Annotated in this window: 17 protein-coding genes; 11 read left to right on the forward strand and 6 right to left on the reverse strand. The window is 72.7% G+C overall.

The features are described 5' to 3' along the window. A complete protein-coding gene (locus ABRP24_RS07135; RefSeq protein ID WP_139179289.1) occupies positions 1-1017 on the reverse strand; it encodes an alpha/beta hydrolase in 1017 nt (338 codons plus the stop codon). Positions 1018-1123: 106 nt separating this feature from the next. Between ABRP24_RS07135 and ABRP24_RS07140 the strand changes: the two genes are divergently transcribed. The 4 genes from ABRP24_RS07140 to ABRP24_RS07155 all read left to right on the forward strand — a co-directional run bounded on the left by ABRP24_RS07140 (position 1124) and on the right by ABRP24_RS07155 (position 7964). Continuing rightward, positions 1124-1978, forward strand: a complete 855-nt coding sequence (locus tag ABRP24_RS07140) for a polyphosphate kinase 2 family protein (protein WP_181433175.1) — start codon at positions 1124-1126, stop codon at positions 1976-1978. A 269-nt stretch (positions 1979-2247) separates the two neighbouring features. After that, positions 2248-4443, forward strand: a complete 2196-nt coding sequence (locus ABRP24_RS07145) for a DEAD/DEAH box helicase (protein WP_349847041.1) — start codon at positions 2248-2250, stop codon at positions 4441-4443. Positions 4444-4653: 210 nt separating this feature from the next. Beyond that, on the forward strand, positions 4654-6687 hold the full coding sequence (locus tag ABRP24_RS07150; RefSeq protein ID WP_349847039.1) for a DUF2156 domain-containing protein: 2034 nt from the start codon (positions 4654-4656) through the stop codon (positions 6685-6687). Next, positions 6684-7964 (forward strand): alpha/beta hydrolase-fold protein, encoded by a 1281-nt coding sequence (locus ABRP24_RS07155; protein WP_349847036.1) that lies wholly within the window; start codon positions 6684-6686, stop codon positions 7962-7964. The genes ABRP24_RS07150 and ABRP24_RS07155 overlap by 4 nt, the downstream gene beginning before the upstream one ends. Positions 7965-8131: 167 nt before the next feature. Here ABRP24_RS07155 and ABRP24_RS07160 read toward each other — a convergent pair whose 3' ends face one another. Together ABRP24_RS07160 and ABRP24_RS07165 are read right to left on the reverse strand one after the other, a co-directional pair. Beyond that, positions 8132-8641: a DinB family protein gene (locus ABRP24_RS07160; RefSeq protein ID WP_111234943.1), complete on the reverse strand. Its 510-nt coding sequence runs from the start codon at positions 8639-8641 to the stop codon at positions 8132-8134. Between the two features lie 36 nt (positions 8642-8677). Next, complete coding sequence (locus tag ABRP24_RS07165) at positions 8678-9256, reverse strand: MarR family winged helix-turn-helix transcriptional regulator (RefSeq protein ID WP_111056851.1); 579 nt, start codon at positions 9254-9256, stop codon at positions 8678-8680. 208 nt (positions 9257-9464) lie between these two features. On the opposite strand from ABRP24_RS07165, the gene ABRP24_RS07170 reads away from it, so the two are divergent. From ABRP24_RS07170 to ABRP24_RS07185, 4 genes are all read left to right on the forward strand, one after another. Next, the gene (locus ABRP24_RS07170; RefSeq protein WP_071248308.1) at positions 9465-10064 is read left to right on the forward strand and encodes a hypothetical protein; all 600 of its coding nucleotides are present in this window, start codon (positions 9465-9467) and stop codon (positions 10062-10064) included. A gap of 68 nt (positions 10065-10132) precedes the next feature. Then, positions 10133-11332 carry a S24/S26 family peptidase gene (locus tag ABRP24_RS07175; RefSeq protein WP_349847032.1) on the forward strand — a complete coding sequence of 400 codons (1200 nt, stop codon included), beginning with the start codon at positions 10133-10135 and terminating at the stop codon, positions 11330-11332. Positions 11333-11394: 62 nt separating this feature from the next. Beyond that, a complete protein-coding gene (locus ABRP24_RS07180) occupies positions 11395-12558 on the forward strand; it encodes an exonuclease SbcCD subunit D (protein WP_349847030.1) in 1164 nt (387 codons plus the stop codon). Beyond that, entirely contained in the window at positions 12558-15548 is a 2991-nt protein-coding gene (locus ABRP24_RS07185) for an SMC family ATPase (RefSeq protein WP_349847029.1), read from the forward strand. The genes ABRP24_RS07180 and ABRP24_RS07185 overlap by 1 nt, the downstream gene beginning before the upstream one ends. A 32-nt stretch (positions 15549-15580) precedes the next feature. On the opposite strand, the gene ABRP24_RS07190 is transcribed toward ABRP24_RS07185, so the two are convergent. Together ABRP24_RS07190 and ABRP24_RS07195 are read right to left on the reverse strand one after the other, a co-directional pair. Beyond that, the gene (locus ABRP24_RS07190) at positions 15581-15757 is read right to left on the reverse strand and encodes a hypothetical protein (protein WP_155896771.1); all 177 of its coding nucleotides are present in this window, start codon (positions 15755-15757) and stop codon (positions 15581-15583) included. Then, on the reverse strand, positions 15754-16563 hold the full coding sequence (locus tag ABRP24_RS07195) for a class E sortase (RefSeq protein WP_231495642.1): 810 nt from the start codon (positions 16561-16563) through the stop codon (positions 15754-15756). Before ABRP24_RS07195 ends, ABRP24_RS07190 begins: the two co-directional genes overlap by 4 nt. A gap of 94 nt (positions 16564-16657) precedes the next feature. On the opposite strand from ABRP24_RS07195, the gene ABRP24_RS07200 reads away from it, so the two are divergent. Further along, complete coding sequence (locus ABRP24_RS07200; RefSeq protein WP_349847027.1) at positions 16658-17134, forward strand: GNAT family acetyltransferase; 477 nt, start codon at positions 16658-16660, stop codon at positions 17132-17134. A 7-nt stretch (positions 17135-17141) separates the two neighbouring features. Here ABRP24_RS07200 and ABRP24_RS07205 read toward each other — a convergent pair whose 3' ends face one another. Then, positions 17142-18065 (reverse strand): EamA family transporter, encoded by a 924-nt coding sequence (locus tag ABRP24_RS07205; protein WP_349847025.1) that lies wholly within the window; start codon positions 18063-18065, stop codon positions 17142-17144. A 36-nt stretch (positions 18066-18101) separates the two neighbouring features. On the opposite strand from ABRP24_RS07205, the gene ABRP24_RS07210 reads away from it, so the two are divergent. Next, positions 18102-19250: a CPBP family intramembrane glutamic endopeptidase gene (locus tag ABRP24_RS07210; protein ID WP_349847023.1), complete on the forward strand. Its 1149-nt coding sequence runs from the start codon at positions 18102-18104 to the stop codon at positions 19248-19250. Positions 19251-19259: 9 nt separating this feature from the next. After that, positions 19260-21128 carry a DNA helicase RecQ gene (recQ, locus tag ABRP24_RS07215; protein WP_349847020.1) on the forward strand — a complete coding sequence of 623 codons (1869 nt, stop codon included), beginning with the start codon at positions 19260-19262 and terminating at the stop codon, positions 21126-21128. The last annotated feature ends 18 nt before the right edge of the window (positions 21129-21146 follow it).

The following is a 21146-nucleotide window of genomic DNA, read 5'->3' on the forward strand; positions in this document are numbered from 1 at the left end:
TCAGCCCAGCTGCGTCCGCAGGAACGTGACCACGCGGCGGCTCATCGCCTCGTCGAGCTGGGCGATCGAGTGCGCCGTGCCCTCGACCGCCACGAACGTCACCGGGACGTCGTGGGACCGGAGCGTCGCGGCGAACTCCTGCGACTCCCACATCGGGATGAACTCGTCGGTGGAGTGCCCGATGAAGAACGGCGCGGTGTCCGAGGTGACGTGGAACTCCGGCGACGCCCTGGTGGCCGCCGGGCACCTGGCGTACGACCGGCACCCCAGGTAGAGCAGCTGCTTGCGCTGGAAGGCCGCCGACACCCCGTCGGGCTCGGTGGACCGGGTGGTCAGGTTCGTCGGCCCGCTCAGGTCGACCACGGCACGGATCCGGTCGCCGTCGGCGTACGCGGCGGAGTCGTGGTCGGTGACGGCGAGCATCGCGGCGAGGTTGCCGCCGGCGCTGCCGCCGAACACGCCCACGCGCTGGGAGTCGACGTCGTAGGTCTCGAGCGTCGCCGGACGGAACACGTAGTCGAGCGCACGGCGGACGTCGTCGAGCCCCGCCGGGAACGGGTCGGTCGGCGCCAGCCGGTAGTCGACGTTGAACGTCACGAAGCCCTCGGACGCCAGGTACTTGCACACGGACCGGTAGGCGGCGGTCGCCTTGTCGCCGTGCGACCAGCTGCCGCCGTGGATCATCAGGACCGCCGGGCGTCCGGTGGCGGCCCCGACCGCTCGGGCATCGGGATCGGCGGTGGCCGAGGCGGACGGCGTCGCGGTGGGGGTCGCCGTCGTCGCGGGGTCGCTGTCGGCCGGCAGGCACACGTCGAGGCGCTGCAACGGATCGGTGCCGTAGGGCACGTCGGCCACCACGTCGATGCCGTGGTACCGCAGCGACAGCGGGTAGATGATGCTGTCCGCGGTCACCGTCGCGTTCTCGTCGCCGACCGGGTCCGTGCTGCAGGACGCCATCGCGCCGAGCGCCACGACCGCGGCGACGAGCGCGAGCACTGAGCGGCGGCCGGACTTCATCACGTCCACGCTAGCCGCACCGGCAGCCGCCCACGTCACCCGAGCGGAGGACGGCAGTGCGAGGATGAGCACGGCAGCCGCCGACCGGAGCACCGCAGGAGGACCCGTGAGCAATCGCAAGGCCTGGAACGCCGATCCCGAACCACTGCTCCGCGTCGAACCCGGGTTCCGCCTCGACCAGGTGGACCCGGACGGCACCCCGGGCTTCCCCGGCCGCAAGATCGACGGCCTCGAAGCCCTCGCCGCCGGCGCCTCCCGTCTCGCCGCCCTGCAGGAGCGCCTGTACGCGGCGTCGACCGCCGGCGACGAGCGGCGGGTGCTGCTCGTGCTGCAGGCGATGGACACCGCGGGCAAGGGCGGCATCGTCTCGCACGTCGTCGGTGCGGTCGACCCGAACGGCGTGCACTACGCCGGCTTCAAGGCCCCGACGGCCGAGGAGCGCGAGCACGACTTCCTCTGGCGCATCGAGAAGCAGCTGCCCGCAGCCGGGCAGCTCGGCGTGTTCGACCGCTCGCACTACGAGGACGTGCTCGCCCAGCGGGTCCGTGGGCTCGCCGCGCCGGACGAGATCGAACGTCGGTACGGCGCGATCACCGCCTTCGAGGACGGCCTCGCCGCCGCCGGCACGACCATCGTCAAGGTGATGCTGCACATCTCGAAGGACGAACAGCGCGAGCGCCTCGGCGACCGGCTGGACCGCCCCGACAAGCACTGGAAGTTCAACCCGGGCGACATCGACGACCGCCTGCTCTGGGACCGCTACCAGCAGGCGTACCAGATCGCCCTCGACCGCACGTCGACCCCGCAGGCTCCCTGGTACGTCGTGCCCGCGAACCGCAAGTGGTACGCCCGCCTCGCCGTGCAGCAGCTCCTGCTCCGGGCGCTGGAGGACATGCACCTGTCGTGGCCGAAGGCGGACTTCGACGTCGCCGAGCAGCGTCGTCGGCTCGCGGAGTCCTGAGCGCACGACCCCGGCCTGGAGGCCCGTCCCGCGCCCGGCACGCCGCCGCCGGACCGCGCGGGGCTGGCGTCAGGGCACCGGCTCGCGTAGACTCGCTCGGTCGGCCTTCGACGTCGTGACATTGTGATCACGGAAATTCTGCTGGGTGTGTGTTGCTCGAGGGCTGGAATCACGTCGACTCGCGACGGGATGAACCCCCTCTCCGCAAGCAGCCCCCGCCGATGTCGCTGTCGGGCGCTGCGGTACGTTGCGCACCCGAGAAAGCAGCCATGGCCCCGTACAACAAGGGCGGCGCGGACAACCGCGCCTCCGACCGCGTCCGCCACCCGAACGGCACCCCCGCCGCCCGCAGCAGCAAGCACCGCGGGTTCCGCGCCGCCGACTCCTCGCAGCCGCGCCAGAAGCAGCGCTGGGACGCCGAGGAGCGTCGCGGCCGTGCGTCGCAGGGCGAGCGTCCGGCCCGTCCGAACTGGGAGCCGCGTGACAGCGGCGGCCAGCGGCGCCCCGACCGCGACGACCGTGGCGGCCGTGGCTTCAACCGCGACGCTCCCTACTCGCACGGCCGTCCCGACGCTCCGCAGGCTCCGCGTCGCGCCGGAACCGGCTCGCAGGGGCCCAGCGCCCCGCGTCGCTTCGACCGTGACGACCGTGCACCGCGTCGTGACAACGAAGACCGTCCGCGTCGTTCGTTCGACCGCGATGACCGCGCTCCGCGTTCGTTCAACCGTGACGACCGCGCGCCCCGTCGTGACAACGATGACCGGCCCCGTCGCTTCGACCGCGATGACCGCGCCCCGCGCAGCTTCAACCGCGATGACCGTGCCCCGCGTCGTGACAACGATGACCGGCCGCGTCGTTCGTTCGACCGTGACGACCGTGCGCCCCGTCGTGACAACGACGACCGTCCGCGTCGTTCGTTCGACCGTGACGACCGTGCGCCCCGTCGTTTCGACCGCGACGACCGTGCACCGCGCAGCTTCAACCGCGACGACCGTGCGCCCCGTCGTGACAACGACGACCGTCCCCGTCGTTCCGACCGCGACGACCGCCCGCGTCGTTCGTTCGACCGCGACGACCGTGCGCCCCGTCGTGACAACGACGACCGCCCGCGTCGCTCGTTCGATCGCGACGACCGCGCCCCGCGCAAGTTCGACCGCGACGACCGCACCGACCGTGCCCCGCGCCGCTCGTTCGACGAGCCCGAGCGCGGCAAGTTCGTGCCGGCCGACGACGTCAAGCTCGAGAAGCTCCAGGCCGAGGCCACCATCGCGGCCGACGTCGAGGGCGTGACCTTCGGTGACCTGGGCATCGGCGGCAACATCTCCCGCGCCCTGCAGGAGCTCGGCGCCTCGAGCCCGTTCCCGATCCAGGCGGCGACGATCCCCGACGTGCTCGCCGGCAAGGACGTCCTCGGTCGTGGCCGCACCGGCTCCGGCAAGACCATCGCCTTCGGTGCGCCGCTGGTCGAGAAGCTGATGGAGCACGGCGGCGGCACCAAGCGCAAGATGGGCCGCGCCCCGCGTGCGCTCATCCTCGCGCCGACCCGTGAGCTCGCCCTGCAGATCGACCGCACGGTGCAGCCCATCGCCCGTTCGGTCGGCCTGTTCACGACGCAGATCTACGGCGGCGTGCCCTACGGCCGTCAGGAGGGCGCGCTCGAGCGCGGCGTCGACATCATCGTCGGCACCCCCGGTCGTGTGCAGGACCTGATGAACAAGGGGAAGCTCGACCTCAGCGAGGTCATCATCTCCGTGCTCGACGAGGCCGACCACATGTGCGACCTCGGGTTCCTCGAGCCGGTGCAGGAGATCCTCTCTGCCACGGCGGAGGTCACCCCGCAGGGCAACCGCGCGCAGAAGCTGCTGTTCAGCGCGACGCTCGACACCCAGGTCGCGGCGCTCGTCGAGCAGTTCCTGCACGAGCCGAGCGTGCACGAGGTCGCGGGTGAGGACCAGGCGTCCTCGACCATCGACCACCGTGTCCTCGTGGTCGAGCAGCGCGAGAAGGACCGTCTCCTCGAGGAGCTGGTCGCCGGCGACGGCAAGACCATCGTCTTCGCCCGGACCCGCGCCTACGCCGAGCGTCTGGCCGACCAGTTCGAGGACGCCGGCATCCGCGCGACCTCGCTCCACGGTGACCTGAACCAGTCGCGTCGCACGCGCAACCTGCAGCTGCTCACGAGCGGCCGCGTCAACGTGCTCGTCGCCACCGACGTCGCCGCCCGCGGCATCCACGTCGACGACGTCTCGCTCGTCGTGCAGGCCGACGCCCCGGACGACTACAAGGCGTACATGCACCGCTCCGGCCGCACGGGTCGTGCCGGCAAGGAGGGCACGGTCGTGACCATCGTCCCGCGTGGCCGCATCCGCAAGATCGAGGGCATCCTCGAGCGCGCCGAGATCGAGGCGGACCTGGTGCAGGCCGCGCCCGGTGACGGCATCGTGTCGGAGCTCGCCGCGCGCTAGTCGCGAGCACACGACGGACGGGAGGCCCGGTACCAGCTGGTACCGGGCCTCCCGTCCGTCACACGGTGCGACCGAAGACCGCACGGGTCCGGTCCGCGGCCCGGCCGCGACGTCAGCTTGCGTCCGGGTCATCCTCTCGGAGGACCCAGAGCCGCCGTGCTCATGCCCCCGACTGATGACACGGGCGAGCAGGACCGCTGCAATGATCACGTGACACCCGCAGCGCTCGTCGGACGACTCCGCCGGTTCCCCGTCTCCGTCTCCGTGGCCGCAGCGACGACCGCGCTCCTCGTGACCGCGCGGATCGCTCACGCCGAGCCCGACTTCCCGCACCACCCGCCCGTCGCGTGCCTCGCCATGGTCCTCGTGATCGTGACGACGGTGCTCGCCGAACGGTCCTTCGGTTCCGTCCGCACGGTGGCCATCGGCGTGGTGGCCCCGGCGCTCGGCGTCCTCGGAGCCCTGCTCACCGTCAGCATCGGGTCAGCGCTCGGCGAGGCACACGCCGAACTCGCGGTCGGCCAGCCGCTCTTCGCCCCGTCGATCGTCGCCGCCGCCTTGCTCGGTGCCGCTTCGGCAGCGATGCCCGCGCAGCACCGGTGGCGTACGCGAGCCGCGCTCTGGACCGTCGTCCTCACGCTCGTGCTCTTCGCCGGCCACGGATCGGACCTCGCCCGTGCCCTGGCGACGCTGCTCGGCACCGCAGCCGGTTCGTTCGTGGTGCGCCGGGCCTCCGGTCCCGACGCGCCGACCGCGCGTGACACCGTCAGTGCACGCACCTGCGTCGTCGCGACGCTCATCGCGCTCGGCGCGGGCACCCTGGTGACCCCTGTCGTGCCGGACCCGGACGGCGTGCTCTCGGTGTTCGCCGACGCCATGAGCGACCGTGCGGTCGTCATCGTCGGGCTCCTCCTGCTGGTGTCCGCCTGGCTCGTGCAGCGTGGCCGGCGGACGGGCATCGTGCTCGCCGTCGGCGTGCTCGTGACGCTGACCGCTGTCCTCGCCGATGTGTTCCTCATCGAACCGATGACCGACGACGCCGTGCAGTGGCGCGGTCTCGGGCTGGACGCGATCGAGTGGCAGGTCACACTGCTCGGCGCGTGGCTCGTGCCGGCGATGGTGCTGCTGGCGGTCCTGGCGCTCCGCGGACGCCTCGTCCGCTCGCGGTTCCGTGCCGCCACCGACGGCCGCGGTGCCCTGGTCGAGATGCTCCGCGACGGCGATGCCGGAACCCTCGGCCACATGGGCACCTGGCGCGGCAACGCCACCTGGACGGACCCGGACGGACGTGGGGCCGTGGCGTACCGGGTCTGCGGGGACGTGGCACTCACCGTGTCGGACCCGGCGTGCAGCGCTGCGGACCGCGCCGAGGTCGTGTCCGCGTTCACGGCCTTCTGCGACCGCAACGGCTGGGTGCCCGCGTTCACGAGCGTGCACGACCCGGTGCGGCAGATCCTCGCCGCCGACGGGTGGACCGCGCTGCCCGTGGGAGTCGAGTCGGTGCTGGACGTCGCCACCTTCGACCTGCGCGGCAAGAAGCGGCAGGACCTCCGGACGGCCTCGAACCGGGCGGACCGTGAGGGGGTCCGCGACGAGTGGACGACCTTCGACGCCCTCGCTGACGAACACCGTGCCGAGGTCGAGGCGATCTGCACGCGGTGGGCGAGCGACCGGAGACTGCCGGAGATGGGGTTCACCCTCGGCGGCTTCCACGAGCTCGACGACCCCGACGTCCGACTCATGCTGGCGGTGACGGCCGACGGGCAGGTGACCGCGGTCACGAGTTGGCTGCCCGTGTACGAGCACGGCGTGCTGGCCGGCTACACGCTCGACGTCATGCGCCGCGGCGACGACGGCATGCCGGGCGTCATGGAGTTCCTCATCGCCCGGACCGCGATCCGGGCACGCGACGCAGGCCTGCAGATGATCAGCCTCTCCGGCACGCCGCTCGCCGCACACGACGGCGCACCGTCACTCGTGTCCTTCGGATCGGTCCTCGTCGCCCGACTCCTCGAGCCGGTGTACGGGTTCCGGTCGCTCCAGCGCTTCAAGGAGAAGTTCGGCGCCCGACACGAGGCGCTCTGGATCGTGGTCCCCACGCCGTTGCACGTGCCGCGGGTCGCACGTGCCCTGGCCGGCGCGTACGTACCGGGCCTCCGTCCGAAGCACCTCTGGGCACTGCGGCAGGCACACCGCTCGGTCGTGCGCGAGCCCGCTCCGACGCGGGTGGTGTCCGAGCAGTGAGTCCGACCGAGTGGCTGCTCGCCACCCAGCTGCAGGCGCCGTCCAAGCTCGTCCCGCTGGACGTGGCGTTCGCCGTGCTCGGTCTCGCCGTCCTGCTGCCGGCGCTCGGGGCGCTGCGTTCGCGCGTCGCATGGCGACGGGCCGGGGTCCGCGCTGCCGTCGCGGTGGTCGCCGCCGCGGTGGTGCTCCTCGTGTGCTGGGTCCTCAGCGATCTGATGAACCTGTTCGGCGTCGCGCTGAGCCCCGTCACCCGGATGTGGTTCGTCGTTGCCGCAGCTGCACTGGCCCTGGCGGTCGTCGGACTCGTGCAGGGCCGTCGCTGGCGCCGCGTCCTCGCCGGGCTGCTCGTGCCGACCGCGCTGCTCGCGTCCGCCCTCGGGGTGAACGTCGAGTTCGCGATGTACCCGACGCTCGGCACCGTCGTGCAGACGGACCCGTTCCCGGAGCTCGACCTCGCCGCAGCCCCCGTCGCCACCATGCCCACGACCGGCGAGGTCCGCACCGTCGAGATCCCCGGGGAGCGATCGGGGTTCCCCGCACGGCCCGCCGTCGTCTACCTCCCGCCCGCTGCCCTGGTCAGGGATCCGGCGCCGCTGCCCGTCGTCCTCGCCTTCTCCGGCCAACCGGGGGCTCCGAGCGACCTGTTCACCGCCGGCAGGATGGGCAGCGCACTCGACGGCTACGCCGCAGCCCACCACGGCCGAGCGCCGATCGTCGTCTCCGTCGACCAGCTCTCCGCGCCCGGCCTGAACACGATGTGCGTCGACTCGGACCTCGGCAACGCAGCGACGTACGTCACCGAGGACGTGCCGCGCTGGCTGACGGCGCACCTCCCGGTGACCCCGGACCGCCGTGCGTGGGGCCTCACCGGCTTCTCGCAGGGGGCGACGTGCGCGATGCAGTTCGCCACCGCGCACCCCGACCGGTTCGGGGCCGTGCTCGCGGTGTCCAGCGAGCTGCAGCCCATCGACCAGAACCCGCAGCACAGCGCGGACCGGGCCTTCGGCGGATCGGTCACCGCGTGGAAGGCCGCCGGTCCGATCGCGCACATGCGGGCGGACGACCTGCACGGGCACGCGTTCTGGTTCACCGCGGGGTCGGCTGACGGGGCGTTCAGCCGCAGTGCTCGCGTCCTCGCCGACGCTGCACGGGCAGCGGGCGCGGACACCAGCGTCGCGTTCGCCCCGGGGAGCGGACACGACTGGAACACCGTGCAGTGGTCGTTCCGCACCGAGCTCCCGCACCTGGCCGACGCGCTGTCCGCGGGGCGTCACTGATCCGCGCCACCGGGGTCTGACCCACCTTCTGACGGACGGGAGGCCCGGTACCAGCTGGTACCGGGCCTCCCGTCCGTCACATGGTGAGCACCAATGGTCGGGTCGCGACGTCGGACCCGACCATTCCTGCTCACGAAGCGGCGGCGCGGCCGCACGGCCGCGCGCGCTCAGCGGTTGAAGAACAGCAGCCCGCGCACGAAGCCGGCCTGTCCGGCGTGCTGCGTGCAGTCGTCCAGGATGCTCACGAGGCGCGCTCCGGCCGTCACGGGCGGGTCCCACGCGTCGTCGACGACGGGGTCGAGGTCGTCCGGGCCGAGCGTGCCGAGGTACGCGACCGTGCGCTCGTGCACGGCGCGCAGGTACCCGGTGAGTAACTCGGCGGAGGCCCGCACCCGACCGACGTCGTCGCGGGACATGCCGTAGCCGAGCGCCTCGGCCGGGAACGGCAGCCCGAACCGGTCGTACCAGCCGTCCGCCGTCCAGACCTGCTCGGAGCCGGCGAGCTCGGCGATCTGCACGTCCTGGCCGCGGGCGATGTGCCACGCGAGCCACGCGAGGGTGTTCGCCCCGGCGGCCGGCCGTGCCGCGAGCTGGTCTTCGGAGAGCCCGTCGACGGCCCGCTCGACCGTCTCGGGGACGCGGGAGAACGCTTCGGTGAGGAGTTCAGAGGGGGTCATGGCGCTCACGCTACGCGCGGGCCGTGCCACCCGCTGTCACACGGCGGCGCTGCGGTGGTGGCGCTCCAGGGCGGCACCGAGCCCCTCGAACGCGGCCGCGACCACGGCGCGGTCGGACGGTGCGACGACCTGCCGGAACGCGTCGGAGTAGACGGCGCCGACCTCGCGGGCGACCGCCGTGCCCGACGGCGTGAGGTGCAGGAGCACGCTCCGGCGGTCCTCCGGGTTCGGGCGACGTTCCAGGTGTCCGTGCTTCTCGAGTCGGTCGATCAGCGACGTCATCGCCCCGGTGGTGAGCTCGAGGTACTCGCCGGCCTGCTTCGGGGTGACGCCGTGGCCGCCGGCGGCGCTGAGGAAGAACACGAAGCGGGTGTCCGTGGCGTTCAGCCCGCGGATCGTGCTCTCGTGGTGCAGGACTCGTGCGTGCTGCATCTGGAGCACCCGGAAGGCGGTGAGCAGTCGCGGCAGGTCGGCGTCGGGGTCCGTGTCGGCGGTGACGGGGTCGAGCGCCGTGACGTCGGGCGACATCGGTGCCGGCGGCGTGGTGGGGGCGACGCGCGCCGCGGGGACGGCGGGTGCGTGCGGGGGGAGGACGACCGGGTCGGTGTCCGTCATGGGAGCTCTTCTCGGGTACAGGGTGGGAACTTCAGTCAACAAGTAACTCACTCGTCAAGATACCCCCATCAGTGGGGACATCTCAGGTCTTGTGAGCTGCTCGAACGCCAAGTAGCTTGATCGTCGTACCACCTCGGCACGTAGCGCGACCAACCACCGCGGGCCCGTCCGAACCACCGATCAGATCTCTTCCTCACGGAGTCCAACCATGTCTCGTGTCACGCCTCGTGCTGCCCGCCTCGCCGCCTGGATCGCCATCCCCGCCGCCCTCGTCGCCTCGGGGGTCGTCGTCTCGACGGCCTCGTACGCGGCGTTCTCCTCGACCACCGTCAACCCGACGAACAACTGGACGGCCGGCAGTGTCGCCCTGTCCGACGACGACAACAACACCGCGCTGTTCACGGCGAACAACCTGAAGCCCGGCTCGGCCGGTGCGAACTGCATCGCGGTGACCTCGACCGGTTCGCTGCCCTCGGCCGTCAAGCTCTACGGCACGAACGTCTCGACCACGAAGGACCTGGCCGCGAACGTCAACCTGACCATCGAGCAGGGCACCGGCGGCGGCTTCGGCTCCTGCTCCGGCTTCACCCCGGCCGCCACCGGCGGCTCGCTCTACAGCGGCACCGTCGCGGGCTTCGGCGCCGCCTCGACCAACTACGCGACCGGCGTCGGTACCTGGGCCCCGACCGGCACCGCGTCCGAGACGCGCGTCTACCGCGTCAGCTACACGGTCTCGAGCACCGCTCCGAACACCGTGCAGGGCGGCACCGCAGCCCTCGGCTTCACCTGGGAGGCCCAGAACAGCTGAGCCGGGACCGGGGCCGAACCAGCCCCGTCCGTTCCCTCCCCGCAACGCGCCCCCGGTCGAAGGCAGTCATGAGCAGCATCGCAGTGCACGGTGGTCCCGCACCGCACGCAGCGGTCCGTGACGCCGTCGACTGGGGGCGCGTCGTCGTCGCCACCCTCGCCCGGGGCGTGGTCGCGACGCTGCTCGGACTCGCACTCTGGGCGGCCGCGCCGGCGCTCATCGGCTGGCAGCCGACCACCGTGATGACCGGCTCGATGGAGCCGCGGATCGTCCCAGGTGACGTGGTCGTCTCGCGTCCGGTCGGTTCGGGCGAGATCGCGACGGGCAAGGTCCTGCTCGCCGACGACCCGGACCAGCCGGACCACCTGCGCATGCACCGCTACGTCGAGGACGGCCCGCGCGGCACCATGGTCACGAAGGGCGACGCCAACCCCCAGCAGGACTCCACGCCGATCGAGCGCTCCGCCGTGCACGGCGTCGCCTTCCTGCGCATCCCGTTCATCGGGACACCGATCCGGTGGATCAGCGCCGGGGAGTGGGGCCTGGTCGCGATGCTCGCGCTCGGCCTGACCGCGGTGCTCGCGCTCTGCACGATCGACGGGTCGCTCCGGCGACTCGTCGAGGCCGACGACGACACCGACGGCACCGCCGGTGGTCCGGACGACGCAGCTGGCCCGAACGACGCCGCCGGTCCGGCAGACGGTACCGACGACGGCCTGGAGGCACGGGACGGCGCCGCTACGGGCCTCCCGACCGGTGCGTCCACCGTCCTCACCCGTCGCGCGCTGCGTCGACGAGCGCGTCGCGTGCGGCGGCTGCGCCGCGTTGGCGGGGGCGCCGCGGTGCTCGTGCTCGCCGCGGCCGTCGGCGTCCTGGTGCCCGGAGCGGCGGACGCGGCACCGTGGTCACGGACCACCGTCGCACCGACCGCGACCTTCACGGCGGGCACGGCGACCGGTGTCCCCACCCTGACCTGCGCCCCGGCCGGGTCGAACACGGTGACGATCGCCTGGACCTACGACAACGGCGCGACCGTGCCGGTGTCGTTCGACCTGATGAACGGGACGACGCAGGTGGCCAGCACGACCACCGCCGGAGCCCGTTCGATGCCCTACGCCGGTGCTGGACTCCTGAACCTCGGCACCACGTACACGCTGCACCTCCGCACGAACCTCGGCAACAACTGGACCGCGACGAGCACACCGACGGTCAAGGTCAAGGTCGTCTCGGTGCTGGGCCTGGCGTCCGCGAGCTGTGTGACCGCCTGAGTCCTCCACAGGGCGCCGCGAGGTGCTCGGAGGATGTCCCCGGCCGGCGTTACCGTGGCCGCATGCGCATCCTGCACACCGGCGACTGGCACCTCGGCCGCACACTGCTGGGTGCCGACCTGCTCGAGCACCAGGCCGCGTTCACCGACTGGCTCGTCGACCTCGCCCGCGAGCGCGCGGTCGACCTCGTCGTCATCGCCGGCGACGTCTACGACCGTGCGATCCCGCCGGTGGACGCCGTCCGCATGCTCTCCCGCGTGCTGGAACGCCTCGCCGAGACCACGACGGTGGTCCTCACGCCGGGCAACCACGACTCGGCCGCGCGGCTCGGCTTCGGGGCCGGCGTGATGGGGCAGCGCGTGCGCATCCTCGCCGAGCCCGCCCACGTGGCCGATCCGGTGCTCGTCACCGACGACGACGGCCCGGCGGCCGTGTACGGCATCCCGTACCTGCACCCCGACCTCACGCGGTACGCCCTGGCGGCGGTCCCCGACGAGCCCCTCGCCCGCTCGCACCACGCCGTCGTGCACGCCGCCACCGAACGGATCCGCGCCGACCTCGAGACGCGGGCCGACACCCGGAGCGTCGTCGTCGCGCACGCCTTCGTCGGGGGCGCCGACCCGAGCGACAGCGAGCAGGACATCCGCGTCGGCGGGGTCGACCGCGTCGCCGAGTCGGTGTTCGACGGGTTCGACTACGTCGCCCTCGGGCACCTGCACGGCCCGCAGCGCGTCGGCGACGACGACCGGATCCGGTACGCCGGGTCGCCGCTGGCGTTCTCGTTCGGCGAGCGGCACCAGCGGAAGTCCGTGACCATCGCCGACCTCGACGCGGCGGGTGCCGTCACCGTCGAGCTCGTGCCGACCCCGGTGCCACGGCGGCTCGTCGACGTCCGGGGCAGCATCGACGCCATCGAGTCCGGGGAGTTCCGGGCCGATGCCGACGCCTGGGTCCGCGTCGCGGTGACCGACACCGTGCACCCGGAACGCATGTACGCCCGCGTGAAGGACCACTTCCCGCACGCCCTCGCGATCACGCACGAACCGGCGGACCGGCCGGCCGCCACCGCCGCGCGGGCCGTCACCGCGACGTCCGACCCGGTCGAGGTCGCCGGCGACTTCGTGGCCTTCGCCACCGGCGGGCTGCCCGACGACGACGAACGCGCGGTGCTGACCGAGGCGTACGAGGCCGCGGTGCTCGCCCTACAGCGTGAGGGGGACCGCTGATGTACCTGCACCGACTCGAACTGCGCGCCATCGGGCCGTACCCCGACCTCGTGACGATCGACTTCGCGGCGCTGGCCGCGTCCGGGGTCTTCCTGCTCGAGGGGCCGACCGGTTCCGGCAAGTCGACGATCATCGACGCCGTCGTGTTCGCCCTGTACGGCGGACTCGCCGGTTCCGACGCCAGCTCCGACCGGCTGCACAGCCAGCACGCCGACCCGGCGGTCGAACCGTTCGTCGAGCTCGTGTTCGAGACCGGCGCAGGCGTGTTCCGGGTCCGGCGCACCCCGCAGTACGACCGCCCGAAGCAGCGGGGGACCGGCACGGTGAAGCAGCAGGCGTCCGTGCAGCTGTTCCGACTCGCCGCGCCCACCGACGTCGCCGGCGAACCCCTGTCGTCCCGCATCCCCGAGGTCGGGGTCGAGATCGCCCGGATCGTCGGGCTCGACCGCGCGCAGTTCCTGCAGACCGTGGTGCTGCCGCAGGGCGAGTTCGCACGGTTCCTCCGCTCCCCGGGTGAAGACCGCCGGAAGCTCCTGCAGTCGTTGTTCGGCACCCAGGTCTACGACCGCACCGCCGACGAACTCGCCGCTCGCCGCCGAGCCGTGCAGGCCGAGGTAGAGGGCGCCGACGACCGCGTCCGTGACGCCCTGGCCCGGTTCGCGCAGGCGGCCGACCTCGCCGAGGCCGACGAGTCCGTCGTCCCCGGTACGGTGGCGTCCCTCCGCGCGACGGCCGACGCCGCCGGCGCAGCCCGGACGGCTGCGGCTGCCGCTGCGACGGCGGCGACCGACCACGAACGATCCGTGACGGCCCGTGCGGCCGCCCTCGAGCGACGAGCGGCGCTGCTGCGGCGGCGGGCGCTCCTCGACGACGACGCCCCGGTGATCGAGCAGGCGCGGACCGCGGTCGCGACGGCCGAGCGTGCCGCCCGGGTCGCCGCGGTGGCCGACGGCCTCGACGCCGCGACCGTGCGGGCCGACGACACCGCCGCGGCGGCAGCCCGACTGCGCGACCAGCACGCGCTCAGCGCCGTCGACGCACAGCAGATCGCCCGGCGCCGCGACACCCTGACCGACGCCCTGTCCGACGTCCGGCACCTCGTCGCGGTCGAGGCCGGAGCGGACGGCAGGCGCACCGCGATCGCCGAGGCCACCACGACCGCATCGCGGCTCACCGACGACCTCGCCGCCCTCGACACCGCGCTCGGAGCCCGGCCGACGGAACGAGCCCGGATCGTCGAGGCCGCCCGGACCGCGTCGACGACCGCTGCCGACGCCGACGCCGCCGCGCACGAGGTCGCCCGGGTGCGGTCGCTCCGTGCCGACCTGGCCGCGCGCGACCACGCAGAGCAGCGCGTCGCCGATGCCGAACGCGTCGTGGCCGGAGCCCGCCGTCGGGCCACCGAGGCGCTCGGTGCCGAACGCTCCCTGCGCGAGCGCCGGATCGCCGGGCTCGCCGGGGAGCTCGGTGCCGCGCTGGCTCCCGGCGACCCCTGCCCGGTGTGCGGATCGACGGCGCACCCGTCGGTGGCCGCGCCGCAGGACGACCACCCGACGATCCAGGCGGTGGAGTCCGCGGGCGACGCCACGCGTCTGGCCGACCAGCAGCTCGCCGACGCCGCGGCCGACCTGGCCGTCGACCGTGCGGAGCACCGCCGGCTGACCGCCGTCGTCGGCACGGTCGACACCGTCGCCCTCGACGCCATGGCGGTGGCCGCCGACGAGCGGGTCCGAGCGGCGCACGAGGCTGCGGCGCTGGTGCTGGAGCACGAGCGCGAGCGGACGGCGCACGACACCGCGACCCGGGCGCTCGAGCGTGAGCGGAACGACCTCGACGCCCGGCGCACGGTGCTCGCGTCGACCGCGGCCTCCGATGCCGAGCGGCTCGAGGCCGACCTGCGATCGGTGCACGAGGCGATCGACCGGCTCGCAGCACTGCTCGACAGCGACGACGACCGCTCGTCTGTCTCGCTCCACGCCGTGGTCGACGAGCTCGACGGGCGGCTGACGGTGCTCCGCGCGGTCGCCGAGGCCGACGAGCGCGCGGCCACCGCGGCCCGCGCCCGCGACGAGCGCGGCGCCGAGGTCGCCCGGATCCTCGACGAGCAGTCCTTCCCCGACGTCGCTGCCGCACGAGCCGGCCTGCTCGATCCCGACACCGTCGCGCGCTTCCGCAGCAGCATCAGCGCAGCCGAGTCCGAACGCGCCGTCGTGCGGGCAGGGCTCGACGACCCCGCGGTGGTGCAGGCCGCCGACGACGATCCTGAGCAGCTCGACGTGCCGGCGGCGCAGGCCGAACGGGTCCGCGCGACGGCCGAGCTCGACGAGGCCACCCGGCTCGCGGTGACCGCAGCGCACCGCGCCGAGGCCGTCGAGCAGTGTGCGACCGAGGTCCACCGCACCGTCCGTGCGCGACAGGAGACCTCGGCCCGCAGCCGCGCCGTCGTCCGCCTCGCCGACGTCGCGAACGGCGTGGCATCGGTCAACCCGACCGGCATCACGCTCGGCACCTACGTGCTCATGCGGCGCTTCGAGGACGTCGTGGCGGCGGCGAACGACCGGTTGCGCGGCATGCTCGCCGGGCGCTTCACCCTCGAGACCTCCGACGAGCGGGAATCCGGGTCACGGTCGCGACGGACGGGGCTCGCCCTCGCCGTGCACGACCACACGACCGACACCGTCCGTGATCCCCGCAGCCTGTCGGGCGGCGAGACGTTCACCGTGTCACTGTGCCTGGCGCTCGGGCTGGCCGACGTCGTGCAGGCCGAGGCCGGCGGGGTCTCGCTCGGCACGCTCTTCGTCGACGAGGGGTTCGGCACGCTCGACCCCGAGACCCTCGACGACGTCATCGGACAGCTGTCCCGACTGACCGCGGGTGGGCGACAGGTCGGGATCGTCAGCCACGTCGAGGAACTCAAGCAGCGGATCCCGGAGCGGATCGCCGTGCGCCGCACCCCGACCGGCGGGTCGCGGGTGACGACCACGGTCTGACCTGACCTGACCTGACCTGACCAGACCAGGCGCTACGGGGTGGGCGTGGCCCCCACCGTGCCGTCCGGCGGCGGCAGGATGTCCGCCGCGATCCACGGGAACACCCACTGGAACAGCACGAACACGATCGCTGCGAGCAGGACCAGCAGCTCGAGCACCTTCAGGACAGTGGGGCCGGGCAGCAGCCGCCAGACCAGGGGGAAGATCACTTGGCGGTCTCCGAGAGTTCCTTCGGGGTGCCCTCGGACGCGGGCATCCAGTAGTCGAGCTTCGCGTGCGTCACGTACCGCTCCGCCGCCGACCACATCGGGTGGCAGGCGGTCAGCGTGAGCCAGCGGTCCTGGGCGGTCGGTTCGACGCCGGGCTTGTTCGGCACCGGCGCGATCGTCTCGATCTTGTCGGGCGTGACGATCTGGCTGTCGGTGACCTTGTAGACGTACCAGACGTCGAACTTCGTCTTCGCGTCGGTGACCCGGACCACGACCGAGTCGCCCTTCTGCAGTTCCGCGATCTGGTTGAGGGGCTTGCCGTAGGTGACCCGGTGTCCGGCGACGGCGAAGTTGCCGGGGGCGCCGGGCATCGCGGTGCCCTGGTAGTGCCCGAGCCCGATGGTGTTGAGGACCTTCTCACGATCCGTGCCCTCGCCGATCGGCCGGTTGTAGTCGTTGCCGAACCGGGGGATCTGCATCGTCCCGAACACGTCCGACAGCGCCGGCGGTTCGTCCAGCACGGGTGCGGTGCCGCGGTGCTCGGTGCCCTCGACCTTCGGGGTCTTGACCTGGTCGAGGCCCTGCACGAGCTTCGTCTGCTCGTTCACGGCGACCACGTCGGTCCACCACGCCGTCCACACCACGTACAGGCCGGTGCCGGCGCCCGCGATGATGAGCAACTCGGCGATGAGCGAGACGATCGCGCCGCCGACCGTCTGGCGTCTGCGCGGGGAACGCCGGGACCGCGAGCCGGCTTCGTCGTCCCGTGCGCTGCGGCGCGACGGGATGGTGTCGTGTGCGGTCACGGGGCTCCTGATCGGCTGGGTGGTCGGACAGGTCTATCAGATCACGACGACAGGCCGGTGACGACGTTCTCCCCACCCCCGTTAACGTGGGGGCATGGAGTACCGGATCCGCCCCTTCGCCACCGAGGACACCGACGCGGTCGTCGCCCTGTGGGAATCCTGCGGGCTCGTCCGACCCTGGAACGACCCCCGACGTGACATCGCCCGCAAGCTGACGGTCCAGCCCGAGCTCTTCCTGGTCGCCGAGCCGGACGCCACCGACGGTGACGACACCGACACCCACACCGACACCGACACCGCCGAAGCCGGCGTGGTCGCCGCGGGCATGGCCGGCTTCGACGGGCACCGCGGCTGGGTGAACTACCTCGCCGTGCGCCCCGACCTGCAGGGCTCCGGCCTCGGTCGCACCCTGATGGCCGAGTTCGAGCGGCTCCTGACCGACCTCGGTTGCCCGAAGCTCAACCTGCAGGTGCGTGCGGGCAACGAGCAGGTGCTCGGGTTCTACGCGTCCCTCGGCTACACCGACGACCGCACGGTCTCGCTCGGGAAGCGCCTCATCCCCGACGCCTGACCGCGCGCTACGCCAACGCCAGCGCCACCGACGCGACGAACGCCAGCACGATGCCGATCCACTGCTGCGCGGTCAACCGCTCCCGCAGCACCACCCCGGCCAGCACCACCGTGCCGATCGGGTAGAGCGCGTTGAGCACACTCACGACGGGCAGGGTCGCCGGATCGTCGCTGCTGTGCAGTCCCGCCTGGATGAACACGTTCGCCATCGCGTCGAAGACGCCGCACACGGCCACGGTGACCAGCAGCCGTGGACCCCATCCTCGACCCGACCGACGCCCGGGGGTCGCGGCAGCCCCGTCGGGGCGGGCCGACGTCGGGGCGGACACCGGGCCTCCCGTCCGGAGTACGACGACGATCGCCGCCGCACCCAGCAGCACCGCCTGCAGCACCCGCGCGACCACGAGAGGTGCGATGCCCGAGTCGGACGGCGTCATGTCGTAGGCCAGCACGATCCCGCCGAAGCCGCACCCGGCGACGGCGGCCGCGACCACGCCCCGGGCGGTGAGCCGTGCGCCCGAGGCGTCCCGGACCACCGCGACCAGGACCACCGCGACGACCGCGACCACGAGCGCGCCGGTGGCCACGGGTGACAGCACCGTGCCACGGAACACCGCGACGAGCACCGGCACGACGGCCGCGAAGACGGCGGTGACGGGGGAGAGCACGCTCATCGGGCCGATCGCGAGTGCCGCGTAGAGCAGCAGCACCCCGATGCCGCCCGAGAGGCCGGCAACCGCACCCCAGACCGCGGCCGGCCACGAGAACACGCCGCCGAGGACCACCAGTCCGACGAGCAGCGGCACGATCCCGATCGCGGCGGCCACCGCGGTGACGACGACCGGGCGGACCCGGCGCGAGGCGAGTCCGCCCAGGAAGTCGGCGAACCCGTAGACGATCGCGCCGGACAGGCCGAACAGGACGGTGAGCACGGCTCCCATCCTGCCCGGCCCGGTACCCTGCGGTGCGTGAGTGTTCCCTACCAGCGCCTGCCCCGGATCGACGCGCGCTGGAGGTGGTGGCGGCCGCTCGTCGCCCTCGCGTTCCTGGCGGGGTGGTACCTCGTGTCGCAGGTGCTGATCACCGTCGCCTACTTCATCCCGGTCGCCGCGGTCGGGGGCGCGTCCGGGCTCTACGGCCTGCTCGACGACCTGCAGAGCGGTGCCCTCGACCCGACCGACCCGTTGACCCTCTCGCTGACCCTGGTGTCGCTCGTGGTCCTGCTGCCGGGGGTCCTGCTCGCCGTGAAGATCGCGCGGATCGGACCGGCCGGCATCCTGTCGTCGACGCGGTTCCGGGTCCGGTGGGCCTGGACGGCGTGGTGCCTGCTGCCGACGCTCGTCATCGCGGCGTTCATGTTCGTCTGGCAGACCGGCCTGTTCTGGGACGGCGGGATGATCACGACCGACGGCGGCTTCGCCTGGAACCACGACGCGATCGGCCAGTCGACTGTCTCGCTCGGCACCCTCACCCTGACGATCGTGCTCGTCGTCCTGCTCGTCCCGTTCCAGGGCGCTGCCGAGGAGTACATCTTCCGCGGCTTCCTCATGCAGACCGTCGCGTCGTGGATCCCGCGTCGCGTCGGCACGATCATCGCCGTGGCGGTCTCGACGGTCGTCTTCGCGGTGCTGCACATCCCGAACGGCTACAACGTCTGGGGCATCCTCGACGTCGGCTCGTTCGGCCTGATCGCGGCGATCATCGTCCTCCGGACCGGCGGGCTCGAGGCCACGGTCCTGCAGCACGCGTTCAACAACATCATGATCTTCGTGCTGCAGGCGCCCGGTTGGTCGAAGGTCGACCTGACCTCGTCGGACGCGAACGGCACGTGGCAGGGGACGCTCGTCACCCTCGTCACGTCGCTCGCGTTCTGGGGCATGGTCGAGTTCCTGGCGTGGTGGCGGGGGCTGGACCGCCGGTTCGCCGGCCACGAGGCGCCCCGGTTCCGCGGTGTGACCCCGGCCTGGGCGGGCGGCGTCCGCTGGACCCGGCCGGGAGGCACGGGCTGGGCGACCACGCCGGCCCGCGCCGACGACGTGGCCGGCTCCGACCACCGTGCCGGCTCCGGCACGGACGGTGCTGTGGACAGTGCGGTGGGTGTCGCCGGTCGCCCGTAGGCTCGTGGCATGAGCACCACGCCCGCGTCCGCTGCCGTGCCTGCTCCCGCTGCCGTGTCCGCACCCCGTGCCGCTGCGCTCGACGTGCTGCACCGTGTGTGGGGCTACGACGACTTCCGCGGCGAGCAGGCGGCCATCATCGACCAGGTGGTGGCCGGTGGTGACGCCCTGGTGCTCATGCCGACCGGTGGTGGCAAGTCCCTCTGCTACCAGGTGCCCTCGCTCGTCCGTGACGGCGTCGGGGTCGTGGTCTCGCCGCTCATCGCCCTCATGCAGGACCAGGTCGACGCCCTGGCCGCGAACGGCGTCCGGGCCGCGTTCCTCAACTCCACGCAGGGCCCCGACGAACGGTCCCGGGTCGAGCGTGCCGTGGTGCAGGGCGAGGTCGACATGCTCTACCTCGCGCCCGAGCGGCTCCGGCTCGAGTCCACCCGTGCGCTCCTCGACCGGGCGCGCGTCTCGCTGTTCGCCATCGACGAGGCACACTGCGTCGCCCAGTGGGGGCACGACTTCCGCCCGGACTACCTCGAGCTGAGCGTCCTGCACGAGCGGTGGCCGACGGTGCCGCGCATCGCCCTCACCGCCACCGCCACGCCGCAGACCCACCGCGAGATCTCCGCCCGGCTCGGCCTCGACGACGCCGCGCACTTCGTCGCCGACTTCGACCGGCCGAACATCCAGTACCGCATCGAACCGAAGACCGGCGCGCTGCAGCAGCTGCTCACCTTCATCCGCACGGAGCACAGCGGCGACGCCGGCATCGTGTACTGCCTGTCCCGCAACTCCGTCGAGCGCACCGCGACCGCCCTGGCCGATCAGGGGATCAACGCCCTGCCGTACCACGCGGGCTTCGACGCCCGGGTGCGTGCCCGCAACCAGTCGACATTCCTGCGCGAGGACGGCGTCGTCATGGTGGCGACGATCGCGTTCGGCATGGGCATCGACAAGCCGGACGTCCGGTTCGTGGCGCACCTCGACCTGCCGAAGTCGGTCGAGGGGTACTACCAGGAGACCGGCCGTGCGGGTCGTGACGGGCTGCCGGCCACCGCGTGGCTCGCGTACGGCCTGAACGACGTCGTGCAGCAGCGGCGGATGATCGACCAGTCCGAGGGCGACGCCGCACACCGTCGGCAGCTCAGCGCCCACCTCGACGCCATGCTCAGCCTGTGCGAGACGATCGAGTGCCGCCGGGTGCGGCTGCTCGCGTACTTCGGGCAGGAGAGCACGGCGTGCGGCAACTGCGACACGTGCATCGCGCCGCCGGAGTCGTGGGACGGCACCGTCCCCGCGCAGAAGCTGCTGTCCACCGTCGTGCGGCTCGAGCGTGAGCGCCGCCAGCGGTACGGCGTCTCGCACCTCGTCGACATCCTGATCGGCAAGCGGTCGCCCCGCGTGCAGGAACTCCAGCACGACACCCTGGCGACCTTCGGCATCGGTGCCGACCTGTCCGAGGGCGAGTGGCGAGCGGTCGCACGACAGGTGCTGGCCCAGGGCTACGCGGCGGTGTCGGGCGACGGCTTCGGCACGGTCGTCCTCAGTCCCACGAGCGCCGAGGTCCTGACCGGCAAGGTGCAGGTGCGGATGCGTCGCGACCCGGTCAAGGCGCCGCGGGCCGGCCGCAGCAGTCGACGAACGGTCGTCACCGACATGCCGCAGGAAGCCGTCGGCCTGTTCGAGGCCCTGCGTGCCTGGCGTGCTGCCGAGGCCCGCGAGCAGGGCGTCCCCGCGTACGTGGTGTTCAACGACGCGACGCTCCGGGGCATCTCCGCCGTCCGCCCGGCCGACGTCGACCAGCTCGGCGAGATCTCCGGCGTCGGCGCGGCGAAGCTCGAGCGGTACGGGCGAGCGGTCCTCGACGTCGTCGCCGCGGCCGACTGACGCCCCCTTCCACCACTG

This window comes from Curtobacterium sp. WHRI 8282, assembly GCF_040223925.2.
GTDB lineage: Bacteria > Actinomycetota > Actinomycetes > Actinomycetales > Microbacteriaceae > Curtobacterium > Curtobacterium flaccumfaciens.